Origin of the sequence: Agrobacterium sp. Azo12 (assembly GCF_029193765.2) — a bacterium.
GTDB lineage: Bacteria > Pseudomonadota > Alphaproteobacteria > Rhizobiales > Rhizobiaceae > Agrobacterium.
Window position 1 is genome coordinate 1,888,213 of sequence record NZ_JARFYO020000001.1, and the last position, 25,404, is coordinate 1,913,616.

19 protein-coding genes are annotated in these 25,404 nt (G+C 56.5%); 15 read left to right on the plus strand and 4 right to left on the minus strand.

Annotated features, from left to right (window positions below):
* Positions 1-17: 17 nt before the first annotated feature.
* The 10 genes from rseP to PYL13_RS08850 all read left to right on the plus strand — a co-directional run bounded on the left by rseP (position 18) and on the right by PYL13_RS08850 (position 10,952).
* A complete protein-coding gene (gene rseP, locus PYL13_RS08805) occupies positions 18-1,139 on the plus strand; it encodes an RIP metalloprotease RseP (RefSeq protein ID WP_275641396.1) in 1,122 nt (373 codons plus the stop codon).
* A gap of 200 nt (positions 1,140-1,339) precedes the next feature.
* Positions 1,340-3,661 carry an outer membrane protein assembly factor BamA gene (gene bamA / locus PYL13_RS08810; protein WP_275641037.1) on the plus strand — a complete coding sequence of 774 codons (2,322 nt, stop codon included), beginning with the start codon at positions 1,340-1,342 and terminating at the stop codon, positions 3,659-3,661.
* A gap of 50 nt (positions 3,662-3,711) precedes the next feature.
* A complete protein-coding gene (lpxD, locus tag PYL13_RS08815; RefSeq protein ID WP_275641038.1) occupies positions 3,712-4,776 on the plus strand; it encodes a UDP-3-O-(3-hydroxymyristoyl)glucosamine N-acyltransferase in 1,065 nt (354 codons plus the stop codon).
* A complete protein-coding gene (fabZ, locus tag PYL13_RS08820) occupies positions 4,769-5,236 on the plus strand; it encodes a 3-hydroxyacyl-ACP dehydratase FabZ (protein ID WP_192487780.1) in 468 nt (155 codons plus the stop codon). Before lpxD ends, fabZ begins: the two co-directional genes overlap by 8 nt.
* Positions 5,233-6,045 (plus strand): acyl-ACP--UDP-N-acetylglucosamine O-acyltransferase, encoded by an 813-nt coding sequence (gene lpxA, locus PYL13_RS08825; protein WP_275641039.1) that lies wholly within the window; start codon positions 5,233-5,235, stop codon positions 6,043-6,045. Before fabZ ends, lpxA begins: the two co-directional genes overlap by 4 nt.
* A 2-nt stretch (positions 6,046-6,047) precedes the next feature.
* Positions 6,048-6,914, plus strand: a complete 867-nt coding sequence (locus tag PYL13_RS08830) for an LpxI family protein (RefSeq protein ID WP_275641040.1) — start codon at positions 6,048-6,050, stop codon at positions 6,912-6,914.
* Positions 6,911-8,095, plus strand: coding sequence for a lipid-A-disaccharide synthase (gene lpxB, locus PYL13_RS08835; RefSeq protein ID WP_275641041.1), 1,185 nt, complete (start codon positions 6,911-6,913; stop codon positions 8,093-8,095). The genes PYL13_RS08830 and lpxB overlap by 4 nt, the downstream gene beginning before the upstream one ends.
* A gap of 228 nt (positions 8,096-8,323) precedes the next feature.
* Positions 8,324-9,211: a DMT family transporter gene (locus PYL13_RS08840; protein ID WP_192487784.1), complete on the plus strand. Its 888-nt coding sequence runs from the start codon at positions 8,324-8,326 to the stop codon at positions 9,209-9,211.
* A 134-nt stretch (positions 9,212-9,345) separates the two neighbouring features.
* The gene (locus PYL13_RS08845) at positions 9,346-10,317 is read left to right on the plus strand and encodes a glutathione S-transferase family protein (protein ID WP_275641042.1); all 972 of its coding nucleotides are present in this window, start codon (positions 9,346-9,348) and stop codon (positions 10,315-10,317) included.
* Positions 10,318-10,328: 11 nt separating this feature from the next.
* Entirely contained in the window at positions 10,329-10,952 is a 624-nt protein-coding gene (locus tag PYL13_RS08850; RefSeq protein WP_275641043.1) for an alpha/beta hydrolase, read from the plus strand.
* Between the two features lie 44 nt (positions 10,953-10,996).
* Here the strand turns inward: PYL13_RS08850 and PYL13_RS08855 are convergent, their stop codons facing one another.
* A complete protein-coding gene (locus PYL13_RS08855; protein ID WP_259146575.1) occupies positions 10,997-11,893 on the minus strand; it encodes a LysR family transcriptional regulator in 897 nt (298 codons plus the stop codon).
* 309 nt (positions 11,894-12,202) lie between these two features.
* Between PYL13_RS08855 and amaB the strand changes: the two genes are divergently transcribed.
* Positions 12,203-13,735: an L-piperidine-6-carboxylate dehydrogenase gene (amaB, locus tag PYL13_RS08860; protein ID WP_275641044.1), complete on the plus strand. Its 1,533-nt coding sequence runs from the start codon at positions 12,203-12,205 to the stop codon at positions 13,733-13,735.
* A 737-nt stretch (positions 13,736-14,472) separates the two neighbouring features.
* Here the strand turns inward: amaB and gltA are convergent.
* A complete protein-coding gene (gltA, locus tag PYL13_RS08865; RefSeq protein WP_192491214.1) occupies positions 14,473-15,762 on the minus strand; it encodes a citrate synthase in 1,290 nt (429 codons plus the stop codon).
* Positions 15,763-16,062: 300 nt separating this feature from the next.
* Here gltA and PYL13_RS08870 point away from each other — a divergent pair, with 300 nt between their 5' ends.
* On the plus strand, positions 16,063-18,561 hold the full coding sequence (locus tag PYL13_RS08870; RefSeq protein ID WP_275641045.1) for a ComEC/Rec2 family competence protein: 2,499 nt from the start codon (positions 16,063-16,065) through the stop codon (positions 18,559-18,561).
* Positions 18,562-18,665: 104 nt separating this feature from the next.
* On the opposite strand, the gene lexA is transcribed toward PYL13_RS08870, so the two are convergent.
* Positions 18,666-19,394 (minus strand): transcriptional repressor LexA, encoded by a 729-nt coding sequence (lexA, locus tag PYL13_RS08875; protein ID WP_250982617.1) that lies wholly within the window; start codon positions 19,392-19,394, stop codon positions 18,666-18,668.
* A 450-nt stretch (positions 19,395-19,844) separates the two neighbouring features.
* Between lexA and PYL13_RS08880 the strand changes: the two genes are divergently transcribed.
* The gene (locus tag PYL13_RS08880; RefSeq protein ID WP_250982616.1) at positions 19,845-21,362 is read left to right on the plus strand and encodes an ATP-binding protein; all 1,518 of its coding nucleotides are present in this window, start codon (positions 19,845-19,847) and stop codon (positions 21,360-21,362) included.
* A gap of 216 nt (positions 21,363-21,578) precedes the next feature.
* Here the strand turns inward: PYL13_RS08880 and PYL13_RS08885 are convergent, their stop codons facing one another.
* Positions 21,579-22,562, minus strand: coding sequence for a TerC family protein (locus PYL13_RS08885; RefSeq protein ID WP_250982615.1), 984 nt, complete (start codon positions 22,560-22,562; stop codon positions 21,579-21,581).
* A 443-nt stretch (positions 22,563-23,005) separates the two neighbouring features.
* On the opposite strand from PYL13_RS08885, the gene rpsD reads away from it, so the two are divergent.
* Together rpsD and PYL13_RS08895 are read left to right on the plus strand one after the other, a co-directional pair.
* Positions 23,006-23,623, plus strand: a complete 618-nt coding sequence (rpsD, locus tag PYL13_RS08890; protein WP_192491219.1) for a 30S ribosomal protein S4 — start codon at positions 23,006-23,008, stop codon at positions 23,621-23,623.
* Positions 23,624-23,880: 257 nt separating this feature from the next.
* Entirely contained in the window at positions 23,881-25,392 is a 1,512-nt protein-coding gene (locus PYL13_RS08895; protein WP_275641046.1) for a glycosyltransferase family 39 protein, read from the plus strand.
* The last annotated feature ends 12 nt before the right edge of the window (positions 25,393-25,404 follow it).

A 25,404-nucleotide genomic window follows, 5' to 3' on the forward strand; every position in this document is an offset into this window, starting at 1 on the left:
TTATGATGAGTGTGCTGATGTCGGTGCTGGGTTTCCTCGGGGGCTATATTGTTCCGTTCATCCTCGTGCTCACGGTTCTGGTGTTCGTGCATGAGATGGGCCACTACCTCGTCGGTCGCTGGTCTGGTGTGCGTGTAACCGCCTTTGCCGTCGGTTTCGGCCCAGAACTTCTCGGTTATACCGACAAGCACGGCACGCGCTGGAAACTCTGCGCAATTCCGCTTGGCGGCTATGTAAAATTCTTCGGCGATGAAGACGCAGCCAGCAAACCGGACAGCGATGGCCTGTCCAGAATGTCGCTGGAAGAGCGCGGCCAGACGCTGGCTGGCGCAAAACTGTGGAAAAGAGCGGCCACTGTTGCCGCTGGTCCCATCGCCAACTTCATTCTCGCAATCGCGATCTTTGCCGTCATGTTCGGCATTTACGGTCGCATGGTTGCCGATCCTGTCGTGGCTGAAGTGCGCGAAAACAGTGCTGCGGCCGTCGCCGGTGTCTTGCCGGGCGACCGCCTGATCGCGCTTGATGGCACCCGCGTTGCAACCTTTGAGGATGTGCGTCGCTACATCAGCATTCGTCCGGGTTCGCAGGTCGATGTGACGATCGAGCGTGGTGGCCAGCAGCAGGTTTTGAAGATGGTGCCGGAACGCACCGACACGACTGACCAGTTCGGCAACAAGATCGAATTGGGCATTATTGGCATCGTAACCAACCAGGATAGCGGCAATTTCCGCCATATTACCTATACGCCAATCGAGGCATTGGGTGAGGGTGTGCGCGAGACCGGACAGATTGTCACCGGTACCTTCCGCTATATCGGTAATCTTGTCATGGGTCGCATGAAACCCGATCAATTGGGTGGCCCTGTGCGGGTCGCTCAAGCTTCGGGCCAGATGGCAACTCTAGGTGTTTCTGCAGTTATCCAGTTGGCGGCGGTCCTGTCGGTTTCGATAGGCTTGCTTAACCTTATGCCTGTTCCGGTTCTGGACGGCGGCCACTTAGTATTCTATGCGGTCGAGGCAGTGCGGGGGCGGCCATTGGGTGCTGGCGCACAGGAAGTTGCGTTTAGGATAGGGCTTGCCATGATTTTCAGCCTTATGGTATTCGCGACATGGAATGATATCAGCAGCTTGCTCGGGTAAGGTGCGTATTTAAGTAGTTTTGTTAGTCGATTGTTTACTATGTTTTCACGCCGTCGTGGCGATTTGGTCACGCGAAGCGACGAAGTAAACAGAAATTAACGTTGGCGCTTGCTTGTAGAGGAAAAGCAGGTAAAACGACGCAGATGGCCGGAGTCGGGTTCTGCCCGCTGAGGGACAACGGGAAAAGGTAAGAAGTGAAAATGAAGGCTGGTTCAAGATTTTTGAACGCGGTATCGGCGGTTGCGCTATCTGCTGGTGTTGCTTCGGTTGTGGGCGTGGGAGTGCTTGCTTCTTCGGGTGTTGCTAACGCTGCTGTTATTAACAGAGTGGATGTGCGTGGCGCTGAACGGGCAGGGGCTGATGCCGTTCGTTCCAACATCACGATCCAACCCGGCAAGAACTTCTCCAACGCTGATATCGACGAATCCGTAAAGCGTCTTTACGCGACGGGTTACTTCTCTGGCGTCAGCATGAGCGTTTCCGGCAGCACACTGGTTGTGACTGTCAGCGAAAACCAGCTGGTCAACCAGGTTGTTTTCAACGGTAACCGCAAGATCAAGGATGACAAGCTGTCTGGCGTCGTGCAGACCCAGCCGCTCGGCCCTTACGATCCTTCGCTGGTAACCGCTGATATCGAGCGTATCAAGCAGGCTTATTCTGCAATCGGTCGTAGCGACGTTGAAGTCACGACGCAGACGGTAACAGTCGGCGAAGGCCGCGTTAACCTCGCATTCGTGATCAACGAAGGCGAGCGCACCAAGATTGCACGCATCGATTTTGTTGGTAACAAGGCTTACAGCGACGGCCGCCTCGCAGCCGTTCTGTCGACCAAGAAGTCCAACATGCTGTCGTTCCTGACCCGTAAGGACGTTTACAGCGAAGACAAGTTGCGCGCCGACGAAGAAACACTGCGTCAGTTCTACTACGACCGTGGTTATGCTGACTTCCGCGTTGTTTCGTCTGAAGCCGTTCTGGACGAGCAGTCCAACGAATACACAATCACCGTTACGGTTGAAGAAGGCCCACGTTACGACTTCGGTCCTGTTGCTGTCGAATCGACAGTTGACGGCGTTGACTCCGGTGAACTGCAGGGTCTGCTGGAAAGCCGCGAAGGCAATCATTACAGCGCCACCAATGTTCAGAAGAGCATGGAATCCATTTCCAAGCGTGTTGCTGCAGCCGGTTATCCGTTTGCACGCGTGACCCCACGTGGTGACCGTAACTTCGGCAACAACACGATTGGTGTGACCTACATCGTTGACCAGGGCGAGCGCGCTTACGTTGAGCGTATCGAAATCCGCGGCAACACCCGTACACGTGACTACGTTATCCGTCGCGAATTCGACATCAGCGAAGGCGATGCGTTCAACCAGCAGGTTGTAACCGCTGCCAAGCGTCGTCTTGAAGCTCTTGGTTACTTCGCCAACGTCAACATTTCCACAGCTCCGGGCAGCGCCGCTGACCGCGTTGTGATCGTTGTTGATGTTGAAGATCAGCCAACAGGTTCGTTCGGTATCGGTGCAGGTTACTCCGAATCGGATGGCGTTCTGCTCGAAGCGTCTGTTGAAGAAAAGAACTTCCTCGGTCGCGGCCAGTTCATTCGTCTGGCAGTCGGCGCTGGTGAAGACAACGCTCGTACCTACAACCTTTCGTTCACCGAGCCTTATTTCCTCGGTTACCGTCTGGCAGCTGGTTTCGACGTGTTCCGCAGCCAGAGCTCGAGCGAAGACTACTATGATTACCAGGAGCAGGGCTTCACGCTTCGCGTAACAGCTCCAATCACCGAAGAGTTGGCAACAACCTTCCGCTACACCTACAAGGACTTCAAGTACACGGGTGATGGCGATTGGCAGTCTGGTACCAACCTGGCACAGCCATACAAGGACCTGATCACTGGCGAGAAATGGACCCAGTCCGTTATCTCCAACACGATCAACTACAACACGCTGGACGACCGCCAGACGCCACGCTCCGGCTGGCAGGCTCTGTTGACCAACGAGTTCGCGGGTATCGGCGGTGACTCCGAATACTACAAGATCTACGGTAAGGCGCGTTATTACCACACGCTTTCGGACGAGTTCGACATCATCGGCTCTCTGACCGCGGCTGCTGGTTACGTTGTTCCAACCGGCGACAATCTGTACGTCTTCGACCAGTTCAAGATCGGTGGACGCCAGATCCGCGGCTTCGAAAACGACGGTATCGGTCCACGTATCGATGGCGACTCGATTGGCGGCACGACCTACTTCACCGTTTCGGCTGAAGCAACGTTCCCAATGCCGGGTATTCCTGAAGACGTCGGTCTGCGCGGCGCGGTTTATGCCGACGCTGGTACACTGTACGGCAACAAGACTGGTTACGCTTCCGAAGGTGAAAGCAGCTCGCTGCGTGCATCTGCCGGCATCGGTGTGATCTGGGCATCGCCTTTTGGACCACTGCGTGTTGACTACGCAGTACCGTTCATGAAGGAAGACTATGACCAGGAACAGCGTTTCCGGTTTGGAATCTCGAACAACTTCTGATATCGGCAGTCCAGAACTGCGAGTTTGAACTGTTCTGGAGTTCCCTGTTGATGGACTATAATGAATTTTTTCCGCCCCATGATGGGATTAAGCTGGCCAAACTGGCTGAAATGCTTGGGGCGGAACTCTCGGAACCGAACGAGGGTGAACGTATCGTTCGTTCGGTAGCTCCGGTTTATCGTGCTGCGCCTGATCAGGTCTGTTACATCCTGTCTCGCAAGAACCGGGCCGAGCTTGAAACATGCAATGCTGCAGCCATCATTTGTGATGTCGCGCTGACAAGCCTCATTCCCGCACATATTCCTGCTCTTTTGACCAAGGTGCCCCACACGGCCTTTGCCAATGCCGGTGCAATCCTGCATCCCATTGCCATGCAGCCTTCGCCGGTTGTCGACGTTGCGGGCGATATTTCTCCTGCCGCGCATGTCGATCCGACCGCACGATTGGAAGAGGGCGTGATTGTTGAGCCAATGGCCGTTATCGGTGCGCGCGCCAATATTGGTGCCGGTACCCGAATCGGTGCAGGCGCGATCATCGGCTCTGATGTCAAAATCGGTCGCAACTGCACGATTGCAGCCGGCGCCAGCGTTCTGGCCGCCCTGATTGGCAACAATGTCATTTTGCACAATGGTGCGCGTATCGGCCAGGACGGTTTCGGTTACGCACCGGGCCCGCGCGGCATGTTGAAGATCGTGCAGGTTGGCCGCGTTATCATTCAGGACCATGTTGAAGTGGGCGCCAACACCACGATCGACCGTGGCACAATGGACGACACGGTGATTGGTGAAGGCACCAAGATCGACAATCAGGTCCAGATTGGCCACAACGTGCGTATCGGCCGCCATTGCGGCATCGTCAGTAAGGTTGGCATTGCCGGCAGCACCCGTATCGGTGACGGCGTGATGATCGGTGGTGCCGCTGGCATCAATGGTCATATTTCTATTGGAGACGGTGTGCAGATTGCTGCGATGAGCGGTGTTATGGCTGATGTCCCGGCCGGTGCTCGTTACGGCGGCGCACCCGCACGTCCTATGAAACAATATCTGCGTGATATGGCCGAGCTTTTGGCCCGTGCGGATGAAAGAGATAAAAAAACAGGAGAAAAAAATGGCTGATGGCGAGGGGATTACGCTTGGATCCGCGGATATCAAGGAAATCATGCGGCTTTTGCCGCACCGTTATCCGTTTTTGCTGATTGACCGTATTGTGCAGATTGATGGCGACAACTCCGCCATCGGCATCAAGAACGTGACGGTCAACGAGCCACATTTTACCGGTCACTTCCCTGACCAGCCGATCATGCCAGGCGTTCTTCTGGTGGAAGCCATGGCCCAGACTGCAGGCGCGATCTGCTCGCGCAAGCAGGGCGGCGGCGGCAACCTGGTTTATTTCATGACCATCGACAATGCCCGTTTCCGCAAGCCGGTTGTGCCGGGTGACCGCGTGGAGTTCCACGTCGTCAAGCAGAAGCAGCGCGGCAATGTCTGGAAGTTCCATTGCGATGCCAAGGTTGATGGCGTTCTGGTTGCTGAAGCCGATATCGGCGCGATGATGGTGCCAGAGGGCCAGCAATGAGTGTTATTGCCGCTTCAGCCAAAATTCATCCGATGTCATTCATCGAAGATGGAGCCGTCATCGGTGAAAATGTGTCCATCGGACCATTTTGCCATGTAGGCCCGAAAGTTGTGCTGGGTGATAACGTGCAGCTGGTGAGCCATGTCGTGGTTCTCGGCAGAACCACGGTTGGCAAGGGTACCATTATTTGGCCGTCGGCGGTGATTGGCGGCGATTCGCAAAGTGCCCATCACAGCGCCGTTGATACGACGCTGGTGATTGGCGAGAACTGCACGATCCGCGAAGGCGTGACCATGAACACCGGCACGGTGGAACATGGCGGCACCACGATTGTTGGCGACAACAATCTGTTCCTGGCCTACTCGCACGTCGCGCATGATTGCCGCCTGGGCAACAACATCATCCTGTCCAACAACGTCATGCTGGCTGGCCACGTCACCGTTGGTGACCGTGCCATTCTGGGCGGCGGCAGCGCTGTGCACCAGTTTACCCGCATTGGCAGACAGGCGTTTATCGGCGGTCTCTCGGCGGTCAGCTATGATGTCATTCCCTATGGCATGTTGAACGGCAACCCCGGCGTGCTCAGCGGCCTCAACGTCGTTGGCATGACCCGCTCAGGCGTTGAACGTTCCGAAGTGCACCGCGTTCGTCGCGCCTACAAGGCGATCTTCGAAGGCGAGGGCTCGGCACGTGCCAATGCTGCCGCCATCCGTGATGAATATCTGGATTGCCCGCAGGTCATCGAAATTCTTGATTTTATCGGCGCGGATAGCGACCGGGCCCTGTCGTCGCCATTCAGAGGCAAATAACCGTGGCAAGCGGTGATCGGCTGGCCATTATCGCAGGAAGCGGTCTGCTGCCCCATTATGTGGCAAAGGCAGCCGTCGATGAAGGGGAAAGCCCCTTCATCGTGCGCCTGAAGAATGAAGCCGATCTGAACTGGGATGGCTATGAAAGCGAGATTATCGGCGTCGGTGATCTCGCAGGCCTTGAACGGATTTTCAAAAACAACGGCATCGGCCGCGTCGTGCTGTCGGGCGGCGTAAAACGTCGTCCGGAATGGCGGGAAATCCATCCCAACCTCAAATCTCTCTTAAAAATTCCGTCCGTCATCAAAACCCTTCTGGCGAAGGGCGATGACGCCGTGCTGCAAATGGTGATGAAACTCATCGAGGCGCAGGGCTGCCGGGTGCTGGGCGCCCATGAGATCGTGCCCGGCCTGCTGGCCGTGACTGGCCCAATGGGTGCGAGGGCGCCTGACAAGGCCGATCAGGACGATATTCGTAAAGCCATGCATGCCGCCAAGACCATTGGTCTGTTGGATGTGGGGCAGGGTGCTGTCTCCGTTGGTGGCCGTATCGTCGCGCTGGAGGGTGTTGAAGGCACGGATGCCATGCTGGAGCGTGTGGCGCACTTGCGTGCCAATGGCCGTATTTCGCAGCGTCGCAAGGGCGTGCTGGTCAAGCTGTGCAAACCGCAGCAGGACGTACGCGCCGATCTGCCAACCATTGGTCCCTCAACCATTGCCAATGCTGCCAAGGCCGGCCTTGCTGGCATTGCGGTAGAAGCGGGACGCTCGCTGGTTCTCGACCGCGAAACCATGTTGAGAGATGCCGATCAGGCAGGCATATTTGTATGCGGCATCGATATGTCGCTGGGCGGAGACTTTAGGGGATGAGCGATACACTCAAGGTTGGCGTCATTGCCGGTGAAGTTTCGGGCGACCTGTTGGGCGCCGACCTGATCCGCGCCCTCAAATTACAATATCCCGGCACGGTTGAACTGGTGGGTGTTGGCGGTGACGCACTTGAGGCGGAAGGCCTGAACTCGCTGTTCGACTTTTCCGAACTGTCGATCATGGGTTTCACGCAGGTCCTGGCCAAGCTGCCAAAACTTCTGTCGCGCATCAAGCAGACGGCCAATGCAATTATCGCGGCAAAACCCGATGTTCTGCTGATCATCGACAGTCCCGATTTTACCCACCGCGTGGCAAAACGCGTGCGTGCCGCTCTACCATCGCTGCCTGTGGTCAATTACGTCTGCCCAAGCGTCTGGGCGTGGAAGGAATACCGCGCGCAGGCCATGTTGGCCTATGTCGACCATGTGCTGGCGGTATTGCCGTTTGAGCCTGAGGTTATGCAGCGTCTTGGTGGCCCCAAAACCACCTTTGTCGGCCACCGCCTGAGCGTTGAACCCAACCTGCTCGCCGTGCGCAATGAGCGCAATCAGAGGCTAGAGACAGGTGCGGAACAGACAAGAACCGTGCTTTTGTTACCCGGCTCACGATCTGCCGAGATTTCCAAGCTGATGCCTGCGTTTGCGCAGGCTGCGCAGTCCTATGTCGAGCGCAACGGCGATACGGAATTTGTACTGCCGACCGTGAAGAGACGCGAAGCGCTGGTCCGGCAGTTTGCCGCCAGCTGGCCGCAAAACATCAAGCTGACCATCAGTGCCGAGAGCGATTTCAAATGGTCGTCCTTTGCCAAGGCAGATGCCGCCATTGCCGCATCCGGCACGGTCATTCTGGAACTGGCACTGGCCGGTGTGCCAACCGTTTCGGTCTACAAGACCGATTGGTTGTTTACGATGCTCAGCAAACGCATCAAAACCTGGACAGGCGCGCTTCCGAACCTGATCGCCGATTACGTGGTTGTGCCGGAATATATCAACGAGGTGGTGCGTCCCGGTTCCATGGTGCGCTGGCTGGAGCGCTTATCCTCCGACACGACGCAGCGCCGCGCCATGCTGGAAGGTTACGCGCTGGTACAGCAGCGCCTGCACACCGAACGTTCACCGGGTGAACGCGCCGCCGAAATCCTGCTGAATGTTGTGAATGCCCGCAAGCCGGTACAGAATTAACCTCAAAAACCATCTCTTTGAGGCTTGGTTCACCATTCCCTCGGCATTTCCGCAAAATATCTCATAAACGAACGAAAGCGGCCGCCGGTAGCCTTGCGGTTGCTGGCTGTTGGGAGTACCGCAGAACGACATATCTGTGCCTGCTCCGGCCGCACATCTTCTCTGCGCATACAATTCTGCCCCCATTTTTCGCCTTCATCACGCTCTGACACTGTCGAAAGTCTGCCAATGAATACGGGTTTTCTTCTGGGATTGCTTGCTTACGCCAGCTTTTCGGGGGGAGACGCCCTGATCAAATCGCTGGGCGGCAAGGTCAGTGTGTTTGAGATCGGCTTTTTCAGCATTTTGTTTTCCGCCTCGATCATCTTTTTCACCAAGCCGAAGGACGAGCGCTGGCGTGAATTCTGGCGTATCAGCCGCCCATGGGCGGTGCATGGCCGTGCGATTTCCGGCTTGCTGGCCGGTATTCTCGGCATTTATGCCTTCACTACCATTCCGCTTGCCGAAGCCTATGCGCTGATCTTCCTGTCGCCGCTGTTCGTTACCATTCTCTCGGCGCTGGTGCTGAAGGAGGATATTGGCATCTGGCGCTGGGCCGCCGTTTGTGCCGGCATTGTCGGGGTGATGATGGTGGTGCGTCCCGGTTTTCGTGAACTGCATCTTGGCCACGCCGCAGCGGTTGCGGTGGCCTTTCTGGCGGGCCTGACCATCGTGCTTCTGCGCTCACTGGCGGGTAAGGAAAAACGCACCTCGATCATGGGCGTGCTGTTGATCTACGGCCTGTTGTTTAACGGCCTTGCCTCCGTTCCGACCTTCCAGATGCCGGAATTGAAATATTTCGGCGTGTTCGCGTTGATCGGCACCTTTACGGCCATCGGCCAGATTACCCTGCTGATTGCCACCAAGATTGCGCCAGCCAGCCAGATTGCGCCCTCGCATTATTCGCAAATCCTCTGGGCGGTGGCGATTGGATCGCTGTTTTTCGGCGAATATCCGGACCGTCTGGCGGTCGCCGGTCTGGTGGTTATTGCCGGTGCTGGCCTGCTGACGATGTTCCGTGAAAAAATCCGCCTGGGCACCGTGCGCTGGAACCCGTTTTTCCGCAATCGGCTGTGAACCGGCGACAGTCTCAATCGTTATTCCTGAAAACGTTCTGATCGGTTACAGTGCGTCAACAAATGCGTGGCTTGTGGCCATTAAGCCTATGGCTTCATAACGATCCCATCAGATGACCGAATGAGGATCTTAACATGCTTGTCGACGGAAAATGGACTTCAGATTGGCACCCTGTTCAGGCGACGGATGCCAAGGGCGGTTTCGTGCGCCAGACATCCGGGTTCCGTCATTGGGTCACAGCGGATGGTTCGGCGGGACCGACAGGTGAGGGTGGTTTCAATGCAGAAGCGGGTCGTTACCATCTCTATGTCGCGCTGATCTGCCCCTGGGCATCACGCACGTTGATTGGCCGCAATCTCAAGAAACTGCAGGACGTGATTTCCGTTTCAGTCGTCGAGCCGTCCATCTCGGATGAAGGCTGGCGTTTTGGTGACTATCCCGGTGCAAACCGCGACGAGATCAATGGCAAGTCCTACATGCATCAGATCTATACCAGCGCAGACCCGCATTACACCGGTCGCGCCACCGTGCCCGTGTTGTGGGACAAACAGACAGACGCCATCGTCAACAATGAATCTGCGGATATTCTGCGTATGCTGAATTCCGGTTTTGGAGATCTGGCCGACAATTCGTTTGATCTGTACCCGACGCATTTGCGCGCCGAGATCGATGCGCTGAACGAGCGCATTTACCCCAACCTCAACAATGGTGTGTACCGCGCCGGTTTTGCCACCACACAAGGTGCTTATGACGAGGCCTTTGCCGATGTGTTCAAAACGCTGGAAGAGCTGGAAACCCGCCTTGAGCGTAAGGGTCCGTTCCTGTTCGGTGACACGGTCACCGAAACCGACATCCGCCTGTTTGTAACGCTGGTGCGGTTTGATGCGGCCTATTACGGCCTGTTCAAATGCAATCTGAAGCGCATTGCCGATTATCCGGCCCTCAGCCGCTTCCTCAATGGGATGCTTGATGTGCCGGGCGTGCGTGAAACCGTCAGTATCGACCACATCAAGCGCGGTTATTATTCGATCAAGGCGCTCAACCCGACGCAGATCGTGCCTGTTGGCCCTGATCTGCCGGGTCTGGCACCGGTTTCGCTATCCTAAGGGAGGTTGTCATGACATCCAATTCCACACGCAAACTGGTTATCGGTCTGCACGGCGTTGGCAGCAATGGCGCAAACCTTGCGCCATTGGGGCAGTTTTTGCGCCAGTCGGCGGGTGACATTGATTTTGAGAGCCCGGATGCGCCATTCAGCTTTGGCAATGGCCCGGGCCGGCAATGGTTCAGTATCGATGGCGTGACAGAAGCCAACCGCCCTCAGCGCGTCGTGGAGGCGCGTGCGGCCTTTGATCAGGTGCTGGGCGATATTATTGCCCGCCACGCGCTGACGAGCAACCTCGACCGCGTGGCGCTGGTTGGGTTTTCGCAAGGCTCCATCATGGCGCTGGATGCGGTGGCATCAGGCAGATGGCCTGTGGCGGCTGTGGTGGCCTTTTCCGGCAGGCTCGCCTCACCGGAACCCTATGCGCCGTCGGAAACCACACGCCTGTCGCTCATTCACGGCACGGCCGATCACGTCATGCCCTTTGCCGAAAGTGAAAAGGCAAAGGCAGCGCTGGCCAAGGCAGGCATCAGTGCCGAGTTGCACACGCTGCCCGGTGTTGGCCACACGATTTCGCAGGACGGCGCGGTGATTGCCGCCAACTTCCTTCTGACTGCCTTTGGCGCCAGGGCCTGAACCTTCCAGCAATAGGGTGTCTGCGGGGCGGCCTGTGGCAGCCCCTAGCGACTGACCTCACTCAATAGCCATGTCTGGAAGGCGCGCGCCAGCATGTTGTCCTGCCGACCCTCGGGGGTGGCGATGTAATAGCTGTTGTCGGTGGTCAGAGGCAGGTCAAATAGCACCTGCAACCGGCCGGATGCCAGCTCGGCCTCAATGAGGTACCGCGGCAGAAGGGCGATGCCCATACCGCTGGCCGCCGCTTCTATCACCATGGAGAACTGGTCAAAACGGTTGCCGCGAAAGGCATTGTCGGCCGTGACCTTGCTCATCTCGAACCATTCCGACCACAGTTTGGGCCGGGTGGTCAGGTGCAGCAGCGGCATGGTCTGCAGATCAGTGGGGTTGGCGATGGTCGCCTTCGCCAACAGCGAAGGGCTGGCCACAGGCAGGATCACCTCATTGCACAGAAAGGTGCAGGTGCCATGCGCCCAGACCGGCTGTCCGTAATGAATGGCAAGGTCAAACCCTTCCTCGTCAAAATCAAACGGGTGCGAACGCGACGCAACGGTGATGACCGTATCGGGGTGGCTCTCGATGAACTTGTTGAGACGCGGCATCAGCCAGCGACTACCAAAGGTCGGCAGGGAGGCAATCGACAGGGCAGAGCCGGACTCGCCTGATGCAACAGCGCGCACCATCAACTGTTCGGACTGCTGCAAAAGGCGCTGCACATCGGGCAAAAACTTGCGTCCGGCCTGTGACAGTACCACGCGTCGCCTGATACGCTCAAACAACTGCATGCCGGTTTGCGCTTCCAGATCACGGATCTGGCGGCTGATGGCACTCTGTGTCAGGTTCAGTTCTTCGGCGGCCCGTGTGAAGTTGCCATGCCGTGCCGCACACTCGAAAGCCTGTAAGGTCACGATGTCAGGTATCAGGCGGCGTCTGGGGTCCATTATTCCGATCTCGCATCAACATAATTGGTTTCGTCATTTGAAACCGGTCAATCCTAGCGTATATGATTACGAGAAAGAATAAACTGGCACTTTTCGTCAAGTGGGAAACGACAGCATGTCGTGCAAAATCCATGGGTTTTGCAATAACGACATGCGTAAAACAAACAGCCAAGGCCCATTGCAGATAACAGGCTTTGGCCTGTTCAGGCCCGCGACACGGTAAAGAAGACCGAAAATTGAAGTGCAGGGCAGAGTGTTTTTCTCCAGTATGGATGAAGCGCCGCCACTGCGGGGAAAATGGAGCTTAAAATGGACGCAGCAACCCAGAAAATCGATGTGGTAAAGGAAGCAGCAAGCCTGCTGGAAAAGATGGGCGTTTCGTCCAGCCTTTACACTGGCGGTAACATGCCATCCTTCAGCCCGGTGACCGGCCAGAAGGTTGCAGACCTCAAGACCGTGTCGGTCGCTGAAGTGGCAAAAGTGGTTGAAAAGGCCGATGCTGCCTTCAAGGCATGGCGTCTGGTGCCGGCACCACGCCGTGGCGAACTTATTCGCCTGCTGGGTGAAGAACTGCGCGCCTTCAAGACCGATCTTGGTCGTCTCGTGTCATTGGAGGCCGGCAAGATCCCGTCCGAAGGTCTGGGCGAAGTCCAGGAAATGATCGACATCTGCGATTTCGCAGTTGGTCTGTCCCGCCAGCTTTACGGCCTGACCATTGCCACGGAACGTCCCGGCCACCGCATGATGGAAACCTGGCATCCCCTCGGCGTTGTCGGCGTTATCTCCGCCTTCAACTTCCCGGTCGCTGTCTGGTCGTGGAATGCGGCGCTGGCACTGGTCTGCGGCAACACGGTCGTGTGGAAGCCGTCTGAAAAGACGCCGCTGACGGCGCTTGCCGTTCAGGGCATTTTCGAGCGTGCCGCTGCTCGTTTTGGCGATGCGCCAGAGGGGCTGAGCCAGGTGCTGATCGGCGATCGTTTTGTTGGTGAAGCACTGGTTGACCACCCGAAGGTGCCGCTGGTGTCTGCCACCGGTTCCACCCGCATGGGGCGCGAGGTTGGTCCGCGCCTTGCCAAGCGTTTTGCCCGATCCATTCTGGAGCTTGGCGGCAACAATGCCGGTATCGTTTGCCCATCGGCCGATCTAGACATGGCACTGCGCGCCATCGCTTTTGGCGCCATGGGCACCGCTGGCCAGCGCTGCACGACCCTGCGTCGTCTGTTTGTGCATGACAGCGTGTACGACCAGCTCGTTCCACGCCTCAAGAAGGCCTACAGCTCGGTCTCCGTCGGCAACCCGCTGGAAACATCCTCGCTGGTTGGTCCGCTGATCGATAAGGCGGCCTTTGACGGCATGCAGAAGGCGCTCAGTGAAGCCAAGAACCACGGTGGTACGGTTCTTGGTGGTGAACGTGTCGATACGGGCGCCGCTGACGGCTATTACGTCAAGCCTGCTCTGGTGGAAATGCCAAAGCAGGACGGCCCAGTTCTGGAAGAAACCTTCGCACCTATTCTCTACGTGATGAAGTACAGCGATTTTGACGCTGTGATCGATGATCACAATGCCGTTTCCGCTGGCCTGTCGTCGTCGATCTTCACCCGCGACCTGCAGGAATCGGAACGCTTCTTGTCTGCTGATGGTTCGGATTGCGGTATTGCCAACGTCAATATCGGCACGTCAGGTGCAGAAATCGGTGGCGCCTTTGGTGGCGAAAAGGAAACCGGCGGCGGCCGTGAGTCCGGCTCGGATGCGTGGAAGGCCTATATGCGCCGCGCAACCAACACCATCAACTACTCCAAGGCCTTGCCACTGGCGCAGGGCGTGTCCTTCGATATCGAATAACAGAACCGTAGAGCAGGGCGGCGACATGCCGCTCGGTCGTGGTGATTAAATGTGAAAAGGCCGGGGCGTGATGCTTCGGCCTTTTGTTTTGTGCTGGCACGTTTGTGGAGCGCACAAACGGTCGATTGGGGCGATCGGTGTCCCGCACTCTTCCGTCATGTCAGGGCCTGTCCCGAGGATCCAATCACCTATCATTGAGCGAAACTGATGCGGTTGGCGTGGTTAGATCCTCGCCACAAGGGTGAGGATGACGCCAGGAAATGTCAGCCGCTCCGACTATCGCTGGCTGTGACGCGAAGACTGTCACCACAATCTCCCTCTTCCCTGTGCGTGTCACAGGGATCCAGTCCCAGCCCAAGTCTTTGGGCTGATATAAGTTTCCCCGGCCGCGCAGACGCGCGCCGACTGGATTTCTGTAACAAGTACAGAAAAGAGGGGTGGGTGGCGTGCCACTTGCGCCCCTACCTCTACCCTTGTGGGAGAGGAAGAAAAATCATGGCCTTAGCAACGCTAAGTCATAGATTTTTCAGGTGAGGGGTTATGTGCTTGCACCACGCTCATTGTCTGGCTCCAACATCTCAACAAGCTCTCCTCATCATGCCCGTGACAAGCACGGGAATAAGTACGCGAGGTACTGTCTGTCAGCGAGTGTCGTCACACCACATGATGCCACCGGAATCCCGCGCACAAAAAAACACCGGCGAGAGCGCCGGTGTTTTTTGTCATTCAATAACCAATCAACGCTTGGAGACTGGTACGTAATCGCGCTGTGGTGCGCCGGTGTAGAGCTGGCGCGGACGGCCGATACGCTGCTGCGGATCTTCGATCATCTCGTTCCACTGGGCAATCCAGCCGACGGTACGTGCCAGAGCAAACAGAACCGTGAACATGGTTGTGGGGAAGCCGAGAGCCTTTAGCGTGATGCCGGAGTAGAAGTCGACGTTCGGGTACAGCTTCTTTTCGACGAAGTACGGATCGGACAGGGCGATCTTTTCAAGCTCAAGAGCAACCTGCATGATTGGGTCGTCGCCGTTGCCCGTTGCTTCGAGCACTTCATACATGGTCTTCTGCATGATCTTGGCGCGCGGGTCGTAGTTCTTGTACACGCGGTGACCAAAGCCCATCAGGCGGAACGGATCGTTCTTGTCCTTGGCGCGGGCAATATACTCAGGAATACGGTCAACAGAGCCGATTTCGTTGAGCATGTTGAGCGCTGCTTCGTTGGCGCCGCCATGGGCAGGGCCCCAAAGGCAGGCAATACCAGCTGCGATACAGGCGAACGGGTTTGCACCGGAAGAACCAGCCAGACGAACAGTCGAGGTCGAAGCGTTCTGCTCATGGTCAGCATGCAGGATGAAGATACGGTCCATGGCGCGGGCCAGAACCGGGTTCACCTTGTACTCTTCGCATGGAACGGCAAAGCACATGTTGAGGAAGTTCGACGCGTAGTCGAGGTCGTTCTTCGGGTAAACAAATGGCTGGCCAACGTGATACTTGTAAGCCATCGCCGCGATTGTCGGCATCTTGGCGATCATGCGAAGGCTAGCGACCATGCGCTGGTGCGGATCGGTAATGTCGGTCGAGTCGTGGTAGAAGGCAGACAGGGCGCCAACGGTGCCAACCATCACAGCCATCGGATGTGCGTCACGACGGTAACCGCTGAAGAACTTCGTCATCTGCTCATGCACCATGGTGTGGCGCGTTACGCGGTTGTCGAAATCCTTTTTCTGTTCTGCTGTAGGCAGGTCGCCATACAGAAGCAGGTAGCAGGTTTCAAGGAAATCGCCCTTTTCGGCAAGCTGCTCGATCGGGTAACCACGGTGCAGAAGGACGCCTTCGTCACCATCGATATAGGTGATCTTGGATTCGCAAGATGCAGTCGATGTGAAGCCGGGATCGTAGGTGAAATTGCCGGTGTGCTTGTACAAAGCAGCGATGTCGATGACGTCTGGGCCTATCGCTCCCTCTCGAATGGGAAGTTCTACTGTCTTGTCGCCGAGCGTAATAGAAGCGCTTTTTTCCGTCATCATAATCCTCCGAGAACATGCGTTTTGGATGCCGTGAGGCATCTAGGCGTTAAGCGTTCAGGATAGCTATCTGATCCTGCGCCATATGCCAAGCTATCCAAAAGGCAAATTGTGCGTTGCGGTATCAACTTGTGCCAAAAACTAGGCTTTTGGCGTTTGACTGTTTCATATTAGGTCAATGCTTCCTTAAAATATAAGTGGTTGCATTGTTGTTGTGCCGGTTGCAAATTACCCCCTGTCCGGCGGGGAGCTGCGGGTTTGACTGTAAGACCATCGCAAGAATTGCGACAGCAGGAACCGTTGAGACTGGATCTCCCCGGTGAGGGTGATTCCTTTGCTCTGCAACGATATCAGGGCGGGGTAGCAGAGGTTTATGAACAGTCTGCAACGGCAGGGAATTTATCCGGCCGGATATCGTCGCTGTCGCAAATGCTGGACATCGAAAAGGCCTATGGCCACGGCTTTCTTTGCATTCCGGTTTTTCTGGCAGTCGGTGCCATCATCTGGTTTTCAAGCCTTCAGACACCGTCACCCTCCCTGCTTGCTGGCGGCTTTTGTTTAGCCGGCACACTGGCGCTCACGCTTCGGTACCGCGCGGCACAACTGGCAGGATTGCTTAACCTTGTTGCGCTGTGTCTGGCAGGCATGCTGCTGGCGCAATTGGAAAGCTGGCGGCAGGATACCGTCATTATTGATACGCCCGTCACCACAGTCGTGTCAGGTGTTGTCGAGCGACGCGAGGTGGATGCGCGCGGTTACTGGCGCTACATCATATCGGTCACCGGAACTGAAAATCCTGTGCTGTCGCGCCCGCCGCAAAAGATCACGGCACTATCGAGAAGTCGCCATCAGCCGATGGAAATCGGGCAGGGCATTACCGGGCGCGCACGCCTGTCTCCACCCTCAGGACCGGCCTTGCCCGGTCTGAATGACTTTGCCTTTTCCGGCTATTTTAACGGCATAGGTGCAACCGGTTTCTTTTATGGAGCGCCACAGCCTGCGGTGAGCGAGGCGATCAAACGCCGCATTGCGGAACGCGGCCACTGGCTCAGCGTGACTGATACAGGACTTTATCAATTGCGCAGCGCCATTGCCGAGCGCATCCGCAGCACGATCGGCGGCGACGCCGGCGCTTTTGCCGCCTCGATCATAACCGATGAACGGCGGGCAATATCAGAAACCACCATGGAAGCACTGCGTGTGTCCGGCCTTGCCCATATCGTTGCCATTTCGGGCCTCAACATGGCGCTGGCATCGGGCATATTCTTCGTTGGCTTGCGCACGGCACTCAGCTGTTTTCCGGGTTTTGCCGAGAGGCGGCCGGTCAAGAAGATCGCTGCTTTTGCCGCCCTTATCATGACGCTCGCCTATTACCTGATTTCAGGGTTTGCAGTGTCTGCCGAACGGGCCTGGCTGATGATGTCGATCATGCTGATCGCCGTGCTGTTTGACCGTCCCTCGATCAGCCTCAGAAATGTTGCTATTTCCGCCATCATTATTATCTGCGTTTCGCCGTCGGAGGTCATGGGGCCAAGTTTCCAGATGTCCTTTGCCGCAACGATTGCGCTGGTCGCCGCGTATGGTTTCTGGACACGGCGGCGCGCCGCACAAGACAGCGCAACATTCCGGCCGACACATATGCCAATCGCCCTGAAGGGCCTGTCCATCCTTGGCAGCTTCTGCGCCGGTATTGTCGTGACCTCGCTGATTGGTGGGGTATCCACGGCCATCTATTCGATGGAACATTTTCATCGTGTCACCACCTATGGACTAGCGGCAAATCTCGCCGCCATGCCGGTGATGTCTTTCATCGTCATGCCCTTTGCCTTGATCGCCATGCTGCTGATGCCTTTCGGGCTGGATGGTCCGTTTCTGACCGTCATGGGTTACGGCATGGCGATGACAATTGATATTGCCACCTATGTGGCCTCATGGGGAGGCGATGCCGGAGTCGGACGACAACATCAATGGTTTCTGGGCGCCGGAACGCTTGGCCTATTGGCGCTGACACTGTTTCGCACCCGACTGGCTTGGGTAAGTGCTGTGTTCCTGCTGGCAGGCCTTGTGCTGTTTGTGCTGTCACGGCAACAGGACAATCCCGATCTGGTGGTTTTTGAGGACGGGAAACTGATGGCACTGGTTGGCGAGGATCAGGTTGCCAGCACCAGCCAACGCCCATCCGGCTTTATCTATGACCAATGGGCGCGGGCTTTGTTCTTACCTGACAAATATATTCGGCCAAACATGCTGCAGGAACTGCCAGCCCCAGAACCACCGCCTGACGATGCCAATGACACAACGACTGGCAATACTGATGCCGCGCCACCACGATCACGACGGCCGATGCTGGACGAACACATCATTCAGGCTGAAAGGCAGGTGATGTCTGCCGCCGTTACAAATGCAACCGATGCCTTTACCTGCCGCCGCGATAGCTGGTGCATCGCCAGATCAGCGAAGGGGCAGGTGGTGATTTCCGTGCTGGATAACAGATATCTTGGTCTCGCTTGCGACATCGGTTCTGTGGTTATCACCACGCGTCCCACATCATTTGAAACCTGCCGCTCCGGCGCCTTTTTGCTCAGTGCCCAGACATTGCGGCGCACCGGATCGCTGGAGATCACATTTTCAACTGAGGCAACAACCGCCGCAAATCAGGATTTGCCGATAGAGAGGATGACGGCTGCCATTTATGGTTCCTACCGTCCATGGACCATGCATCGTTATTATAACTGGCGCAGCAGGACATTTGAAACGGCAGTCCCGCCGTATGTCTCGAAACTGCTGGACCGTCACTAGACTAAAGGGATTTGAAGGCCACTTTTGTCGGGTGGTTTCCGGCGACAGTAGCGATGACGCGCTGGCGCGTCACCTGACAGTGATATGGGTCTGTTGATGACCGCTTAGTGGTATCTGCGGATCAGGCCGACCAGCTTGCCCTGGATCTTGACGCGGTCAGGTCCAAAGATACGGGTTTCATAGGCCGGGTTTGCAGCTTCAAGCGCAATCGATGCACCTTTGCGGCGAAAACGCTTCAAGGTCGCTTCTTCATCATCGACCAGCGCCACGATGATGTCACCGGGATTGGCGGTCTTGGCGTTGCGGATGATGACCGTGTCGCCGTCAAAGATGCCGGCATCAATCATCGAGTCACCGCGCACTTCCAGTGCGTAATGTTCACCAGAACCCAGCATGTCAGCCGGTACGGACACATCATGTGTGTTGTTCTGGATGGCGGAGATCGGCACACCGGCCGCGATCCGTCCCATCATCGGCACCGATACCGAGCTACCACCATCATTGGCGCTGACAGGGGCGGGGGTCGGAGCAGGGGCGACAACCGGTTTTGGTTTGCCAAGGCTGCCTTCAATCACACTCGGCGAGAAGCCACGCTGTGGTTTGAGGCTTGGCGAATAGGCCTCTGGAAGTTTGATGACTTCCAGTGCGCGTGCCCGGTTTGGCAGGCGGCGAATGAAGCCACGTTCTTCAAGCGCTGTGATCAACCGGTGAATGCCGGATTTGGAAGCGAGATCAAGCGCATCCTTCATCTCATCAAATGAGGGAGGAACACCGGATTCCTTCATTCTTTCGTGAATGAAAAGAAGCAGTTCCTGCTGTTTGCGTGTGAGCATGAAGTCGCACCCCAACCGTTGATGAAAATCGAAACAAATGCAGAACATACACTATATGTTCCATATGTGTTCCGCAAGGCTTTAATATTTCGTAATCGCCGCGCCGGTGAATTTTCTTTCAAAACAGCCAAGACGTGTAATCGCTGCCTATCTCGCTGTTTTTTAATCGATTTCACGTCAATTCATCACAAAACGATCCGTCAGAAAGCTGAGGCGCGCACCACCGCCCGATAGCCGGCCAACCGGCACGATTATCAATCTGATATCGTAAGGCGCTGTGATTCGGTTCGTTTGATTCTCTCCACCAGATTGGGTTGGCAGCGCATATTCCCTGTGCATTTTTACCTTCACGAGGAAGCATTGCGTTGAAATCTCTGTTATGGGGAGGGTTCGCTGCTCGTTCGGAGTCGGCATTCAACATCAATTTTGACAGTATAAGGTTTTAGGGCATTGCAGGTCGGCATCGACATGGGAACGCTATCGGGTGGGCAGGCTGCCAAACTCGACATTGAGGAATTGCTCGCCACGCGTCTGCTGGTGCAAGGCAATTCCGGTTCCGGAAAGTCGCATCTGCTGCGCAGGCTTCTGGAACAATCCGCCCCTTGGGTTCAGCAGGTCATTATTGACCCTGAAGGGGACTTCGTGACGCTGGCTGACAAGTTCGGTCATATCGTTGTGGATGGCGAGCGCACAGAAGGTGAGTTGGCCGGTATTGCCAACCGTATTCGCCAGCACCGCGTATCCTGCGTCCTGACGCTTGAAGGTCTTGATGTCGAACAGCAGATGCGGGCCGCAGCTGCATTCCTCAACGGCATGTTCGATGCCGACCGTGAATACTGGTACCCGGTGCTGGTGGTGGTCGACGAAGCGCAGATGTTTGCGCCGTCCGTGGCTGGTGAAGTAACCGAAGATGCCCGCAAGGCATCGCTTGGCGCCATGACCAACCTGATGTGTCGTGGTCGTAAGCGCGGTCTGGCCGGCGTTATCGCCACGCAGCGTCTGGCAAAACTTGCCAAGAACGTGGCGGCGGAAGCCTCCAACTTCTTGATGGGCCGTACTTTCCTTGATATCGACATGGCACGCGCAGCCGACCTGCTCGGCATGGACCGCCGTCAGGCGGAAATGTTCCGCGATTTGCAGCGTGGTAATTTCGTGGCGCTTGGCCCGGCTCTGTCGCGCCGCCCACTGCCTATCGTGATTGGTGCTGTGGAAACCTCGGCTCGGTCGTCATCGCCCAAGCTGATGCCGCTGCCCGATGCGCCGCAGGACGTGGAAGACCTGATCTTCACGCCGGACCCGGAAGAATTTACGCGCGCGCCTGTGCGCCGCACGCCACCGGCACCGCGCCCGACAACAGACATTCTGGCCGAGCTGTCCCGCTCGACACCAGCCGCGATAACGCCAGCCTCCGAACAGCCGCAGCGCAGCAGCGCCTCGGACATGACGCCGGAAGAGCGCGAAGAGAAGATCTCAGGCGTTCTCTACGAAATTCTGGATGATCCGCAGTCGGCCTATCGCACGGACGCTGTGCTCTATCAGGACTTTCTGGTGCGTGCCCGCATGCGCCGCATTCCCGGCACGCCGATGGCGCTGTCGGAATTCCGCCGTCAGGTGGCAATTACCCGTTCCGGCGTTGATGCCGAAATGGCGGCAAGTGAAAGCTGGCAAACGGCACTCGATCTGTCGAAAAACGTCTCCGACGATCTGCAGGGCGTATTCCTGATGCTGGTTAAAGCCGCGCTGGGCGAGGAGCCTTGCCCGTCTGATGCCCGTATTGCTCGCGCCTATGGCACGCATTCTGCACGCCGTGCACGCCGTCTGCTCGGTTATTTCGAGGAGAAGGAATTGGTCGTGGTGCATGCCGATTTCTCCGGCAAGCGTATCGTGGCGTTTCCGGACCTTGATGCAAAAACCGCACCCGGTGATGCGGATGCGGCTGATGATGAGGCGACGCTGGCGGCCGAATAAGGCTGCTGTTTCTCAATATATCACGTGAGCTGGCGCTCCCTCAGCGTTATGGTCTGGTGCGTCCCGACCATCTGCTGTTGTTCATTCTCGGATCACGTCCGAGAATCATCGTGCTGAAATCGTAGACATGGACTGATGTTACCGGCCATCTGGTGGTGCCCATCCTCGGCGTGGCGCCGAGGATGGTGGAGTTTCGGGATGTTGTGAAGCGGGACATTATTCGACAGCCTTTGCTTGCTTGCGTGTGGCAAACAGCGAACCGACAACACCGGTCACCAGAATTGCGACGGTCACACCAAGCGAGACGGCAGGCGGGATTTTTGCCAGACCCAGCATGTCAGCCACGAAGATTTTCGAGCCAACGAACACCAGAACCGCAGCCAGCGCATATTTCAGATACGCGAAGCGGTGGATCAGGGCTGCCAGCGCAAAGTAGAGTGCACGCAGGCCAAGGATCGCGAAAATGTTCGACGTATAGACAATGAACGGGTCGGTGGTGATCGCAAAGATCGCCGGGATCGAATCAACCGCAAAGATCAGGTCGGCAATTTCCACCATCACCAGCGCCAGAAACAGCGGGGTGACAAAGGTTTTCAGCTTGCCGGTCTTCTCGTCGGTTTCCTTGACGAAGAACTTTTCGCCATGGAGGCGGTTTGTCAGCGGCAGGTGGCGCTTGAGGAACTTAAGGATGCGGTTGTTGTCGAGATCGTTCTCATCATGATCGGCCGAAAACAGCATCTTGAGGCCGGTAAACACCAGGAAGGCCGCAAAGAGGTACAGCACCCAGTGGAAGTTTTCGACGATGGCAGCGCCAGCGGCAATCATGATGCCACGCAGCACGATCACACCCAGAATACCCCACAGCAGCACGCGGTGCTGGTATTGGCGCGGAATGGCGAAATAGGAGAAGATCATGGCGATGATGAAGATGTTGTCCATCGCCAGGCTTTTTTCCACCACGAAGCCGGTGATATATTCCATGGCAGGCTGCTGGCCCGACTGGTACCAGATCCAGCCACCGAAGGACAAACCGATGACAATATAGAAAGCGGACATCAGCAAGCTTTCGCGAATGCCGATTTCCTTGGAATTCTTATGCAGAACACCAAGGTCCAGGGCCAAAAGGCCAAGAACGAGAGAAATGAAGACCGCCCACATCCATGTGGGGGTGCCGAGAAAATCCGAGAACAGAAAGTCCATCAGTCAACCTTTGCCGGACAGGTTGGCTATATGGCTGGGGAACGTGTGACAGAAATAAACGTGGGCCCCAACCTAAAGAGACTCGACATCACGTATTGTCCGGTAATACGCCAGAGGGGCCCGAGTCCTGATCACGACAAACGAAATAGTGCAGGAAAATGCGCTTTCAAGGGCGGGATGCAATTTTTTTCTCGTTGACAATTTTATGAAGGCCACCTAGAAGCCCCATCAACGCCGGGCCGCAAAGCCCGGTGTGTTTCGTTGACTGCCTTGCAGTTTTAATAACTGACGTTCGGTAGTCAACATCACCGACATGTCCCGTGGCTTCTCCATTCGCAAATGTGAGAGACCTGTCAGAGTTCATCAACAGAACTCAGAGGAGGGCGTGTTTCCTTAATCCGGTTTGGCAACAAACCGGTATAATATGTTGAGAAGGAAATACGATGAGCAAGCGCGAATCGTCTAAGTATAAAATTGACCGCCGCATGGGCGAAAACATCTGGGGTCGTCCTAAGTCCCCAGTAAACCGCCGCGAATACGGTCCTGGTCAGCACGGTCAGCGCCGCAAGGGCAAGATGAGCGACTTCGGCACGCAGCTGCGCGCCAAGCAGAAGCTCAAGGGCTACTACGGTGAACTGCGTGAAAAGCAGTTCCGCGCAACCTACGACGAAGCTAACCGTCGCAAGGGTGACACTTCCGAGAACCTGATCGGTCTGCTCGAGTCCCGTCTGGACGCGATCGTATACCGCGCAAAGTTCGTTCCAACCGTTTTCGCATCGCGTCAGTTCATCAACCATGGCCACGTCACGGTTAATGGGGTTCGCGTTAACGTTGGTTCTTACCGTTGCAAGCCAGGCGACGTTGTTGAAGTTCGTCAGAAGTCCAAGCAGCTGACCGTTGTTCTGGAAGCTGTTTCGCTCGCTGAGCGTGACGTTCCTGACTACATCGAAGTTGATCACAACAAGATGGTTGCGACCTTTGCTCGCGTACCAGCTCTGTCTGACGTTCCATACCCAGTCGTCATGGAACCACACCTCGTGGTCGAATTCTACTCGCGCTAATCGCTGCGAAGTTGATTTTGAAAAAGCCGCCCTTCGGGGCGGCTTTTTTGCATTCATGGCATGGCGTGATGATTTCAGAGATGCGTCACTGGTTGCCGGATTTTCGCACCTAATCCAGCCTTGATTTTCTGCGTAAAAGCGCAGGAATGCACAACTGCGTAATGCTTGTCCCCTTTGGTTGTGCTATCGGGACTTCGACCTTGTGAAGTTATGAAATCAAGCCGCTTGAAGCAGGGCGTGCTGTTGGGAAATCGGCCATGGAACGTTCGGACAAAATTGCGTTTGCTCAGGGAAAGACGGCCTCGATTGTCGGCGTCATTCTGCTGTTCGTTCTGGCGCTGACCATGCATGCCGCATTCTCCAAGCTCAACCTCGACCAATATGGCGACATGGTTGAAAACTACGCCTGGGGCGCGCTGTGGCAGTGGGGCACATACAAACATCCGCCATTCTTCGGGTGGACCACGGCCGCATGGTTTGCCGTTTTCCCGCATGAGAACTGGGCCTATTTCCTGTTTTCCGCCGTCAATTGCGCTCTGACCTTTGCTGCCGTCTGGCGCATTGCTGCGCGGTTCGGTGATGGCAATGTGCAGTTGATGGCGGTCATTTGCGCCATGCTGATGCCGCCACTGTCGTTCCTGGCCATCAAATACAATGCCAATTCGGCAATGACGCCAATCTGGGCCTGGCTGTTCGTATTCTATCTGCGCGGCCTTGAAGGACGCCGGATTGTTGATGCCGTGATGATTGGCCTGTTGGCCACTGCGGCCATGCTGACCAAATATCACTCCGGTGTCGTTCTGCTGGCGCTGTTCCTGCATGCATCTTTCGACAAGCAGGCCCGTGCGGCGCTGCTGTCCACCTTCGGTCTCACCGTGCTGGTGGTGTTTTTCGTCACCATTGCCGGCCATGTCCTTTGGCTGTTCGAGCATGATTTCCTGCCCATCGTTTATGCCGCAGAGCAGGGTGATGGCGAATGGCTGCACATTTTCACCAAGGCGCTGAAATTCGTGGTGGGCGTGCCGCTTTATACGATTGGCGCTCTGCTGGTTGCGCTTTTGGTGCGTCATGACAAAAGCGAAAAGGGCCCGGCCTTTGCGCCTGGCAATATTGCCCGTCTGAGAGACAGCGTTCAGGGTCGCGCGCTGCTGGCCTTCAGCATCCTGCCATTTATCCTGACGATCATTCTGGGCTTTGCCGCGCAGGCAGAACTGAGCGCCGTCTGGGTACTGCCGATCTTCACGCCAATTGCCGTTCTGATTGCGCTTCTGGTGCCGCAGCAGTGGCTGCAGCGCAATATCGGACGCGCCGTGACAGTTGCCGTCATCTACCTGCTGGGCATGATCGCTTCTGGGCCTGTCATCGCCATGCTGGACCGTAACTACGGTGAGTTTGAATCATTCCGCAATGTGCCCCTGGAGGCCGTGTCCGACCGCATCGATGAGCTATGGCTGGCGGAAAGTGGCGGTGCCAAGGGCTTTTATGTCGCGGGCAGCCGTGGTCTGGCTGATGGCACGTCCTTCTACTCGCGTTACGCACCGCTGATTGTGGATGGCAACTCGGCGGAATATGCCAAAGGTTATCTGACACCGGAACTAGCGCGTCAGAAGGGGCTGGTTCTGGTTTGCTTCAAGGGCGAATCGAAATGCACCGATGCCTCAACCAAGCTGGTTGGCCCGTTGCCCGCGCCACAGGACCTTCAAGTCACCGGTATAAACGGCAAGGGCAGCTGGGATCTCCAGATCTGGCTGGTCAAGCCGCAGAACTGATAGTGCGAATTT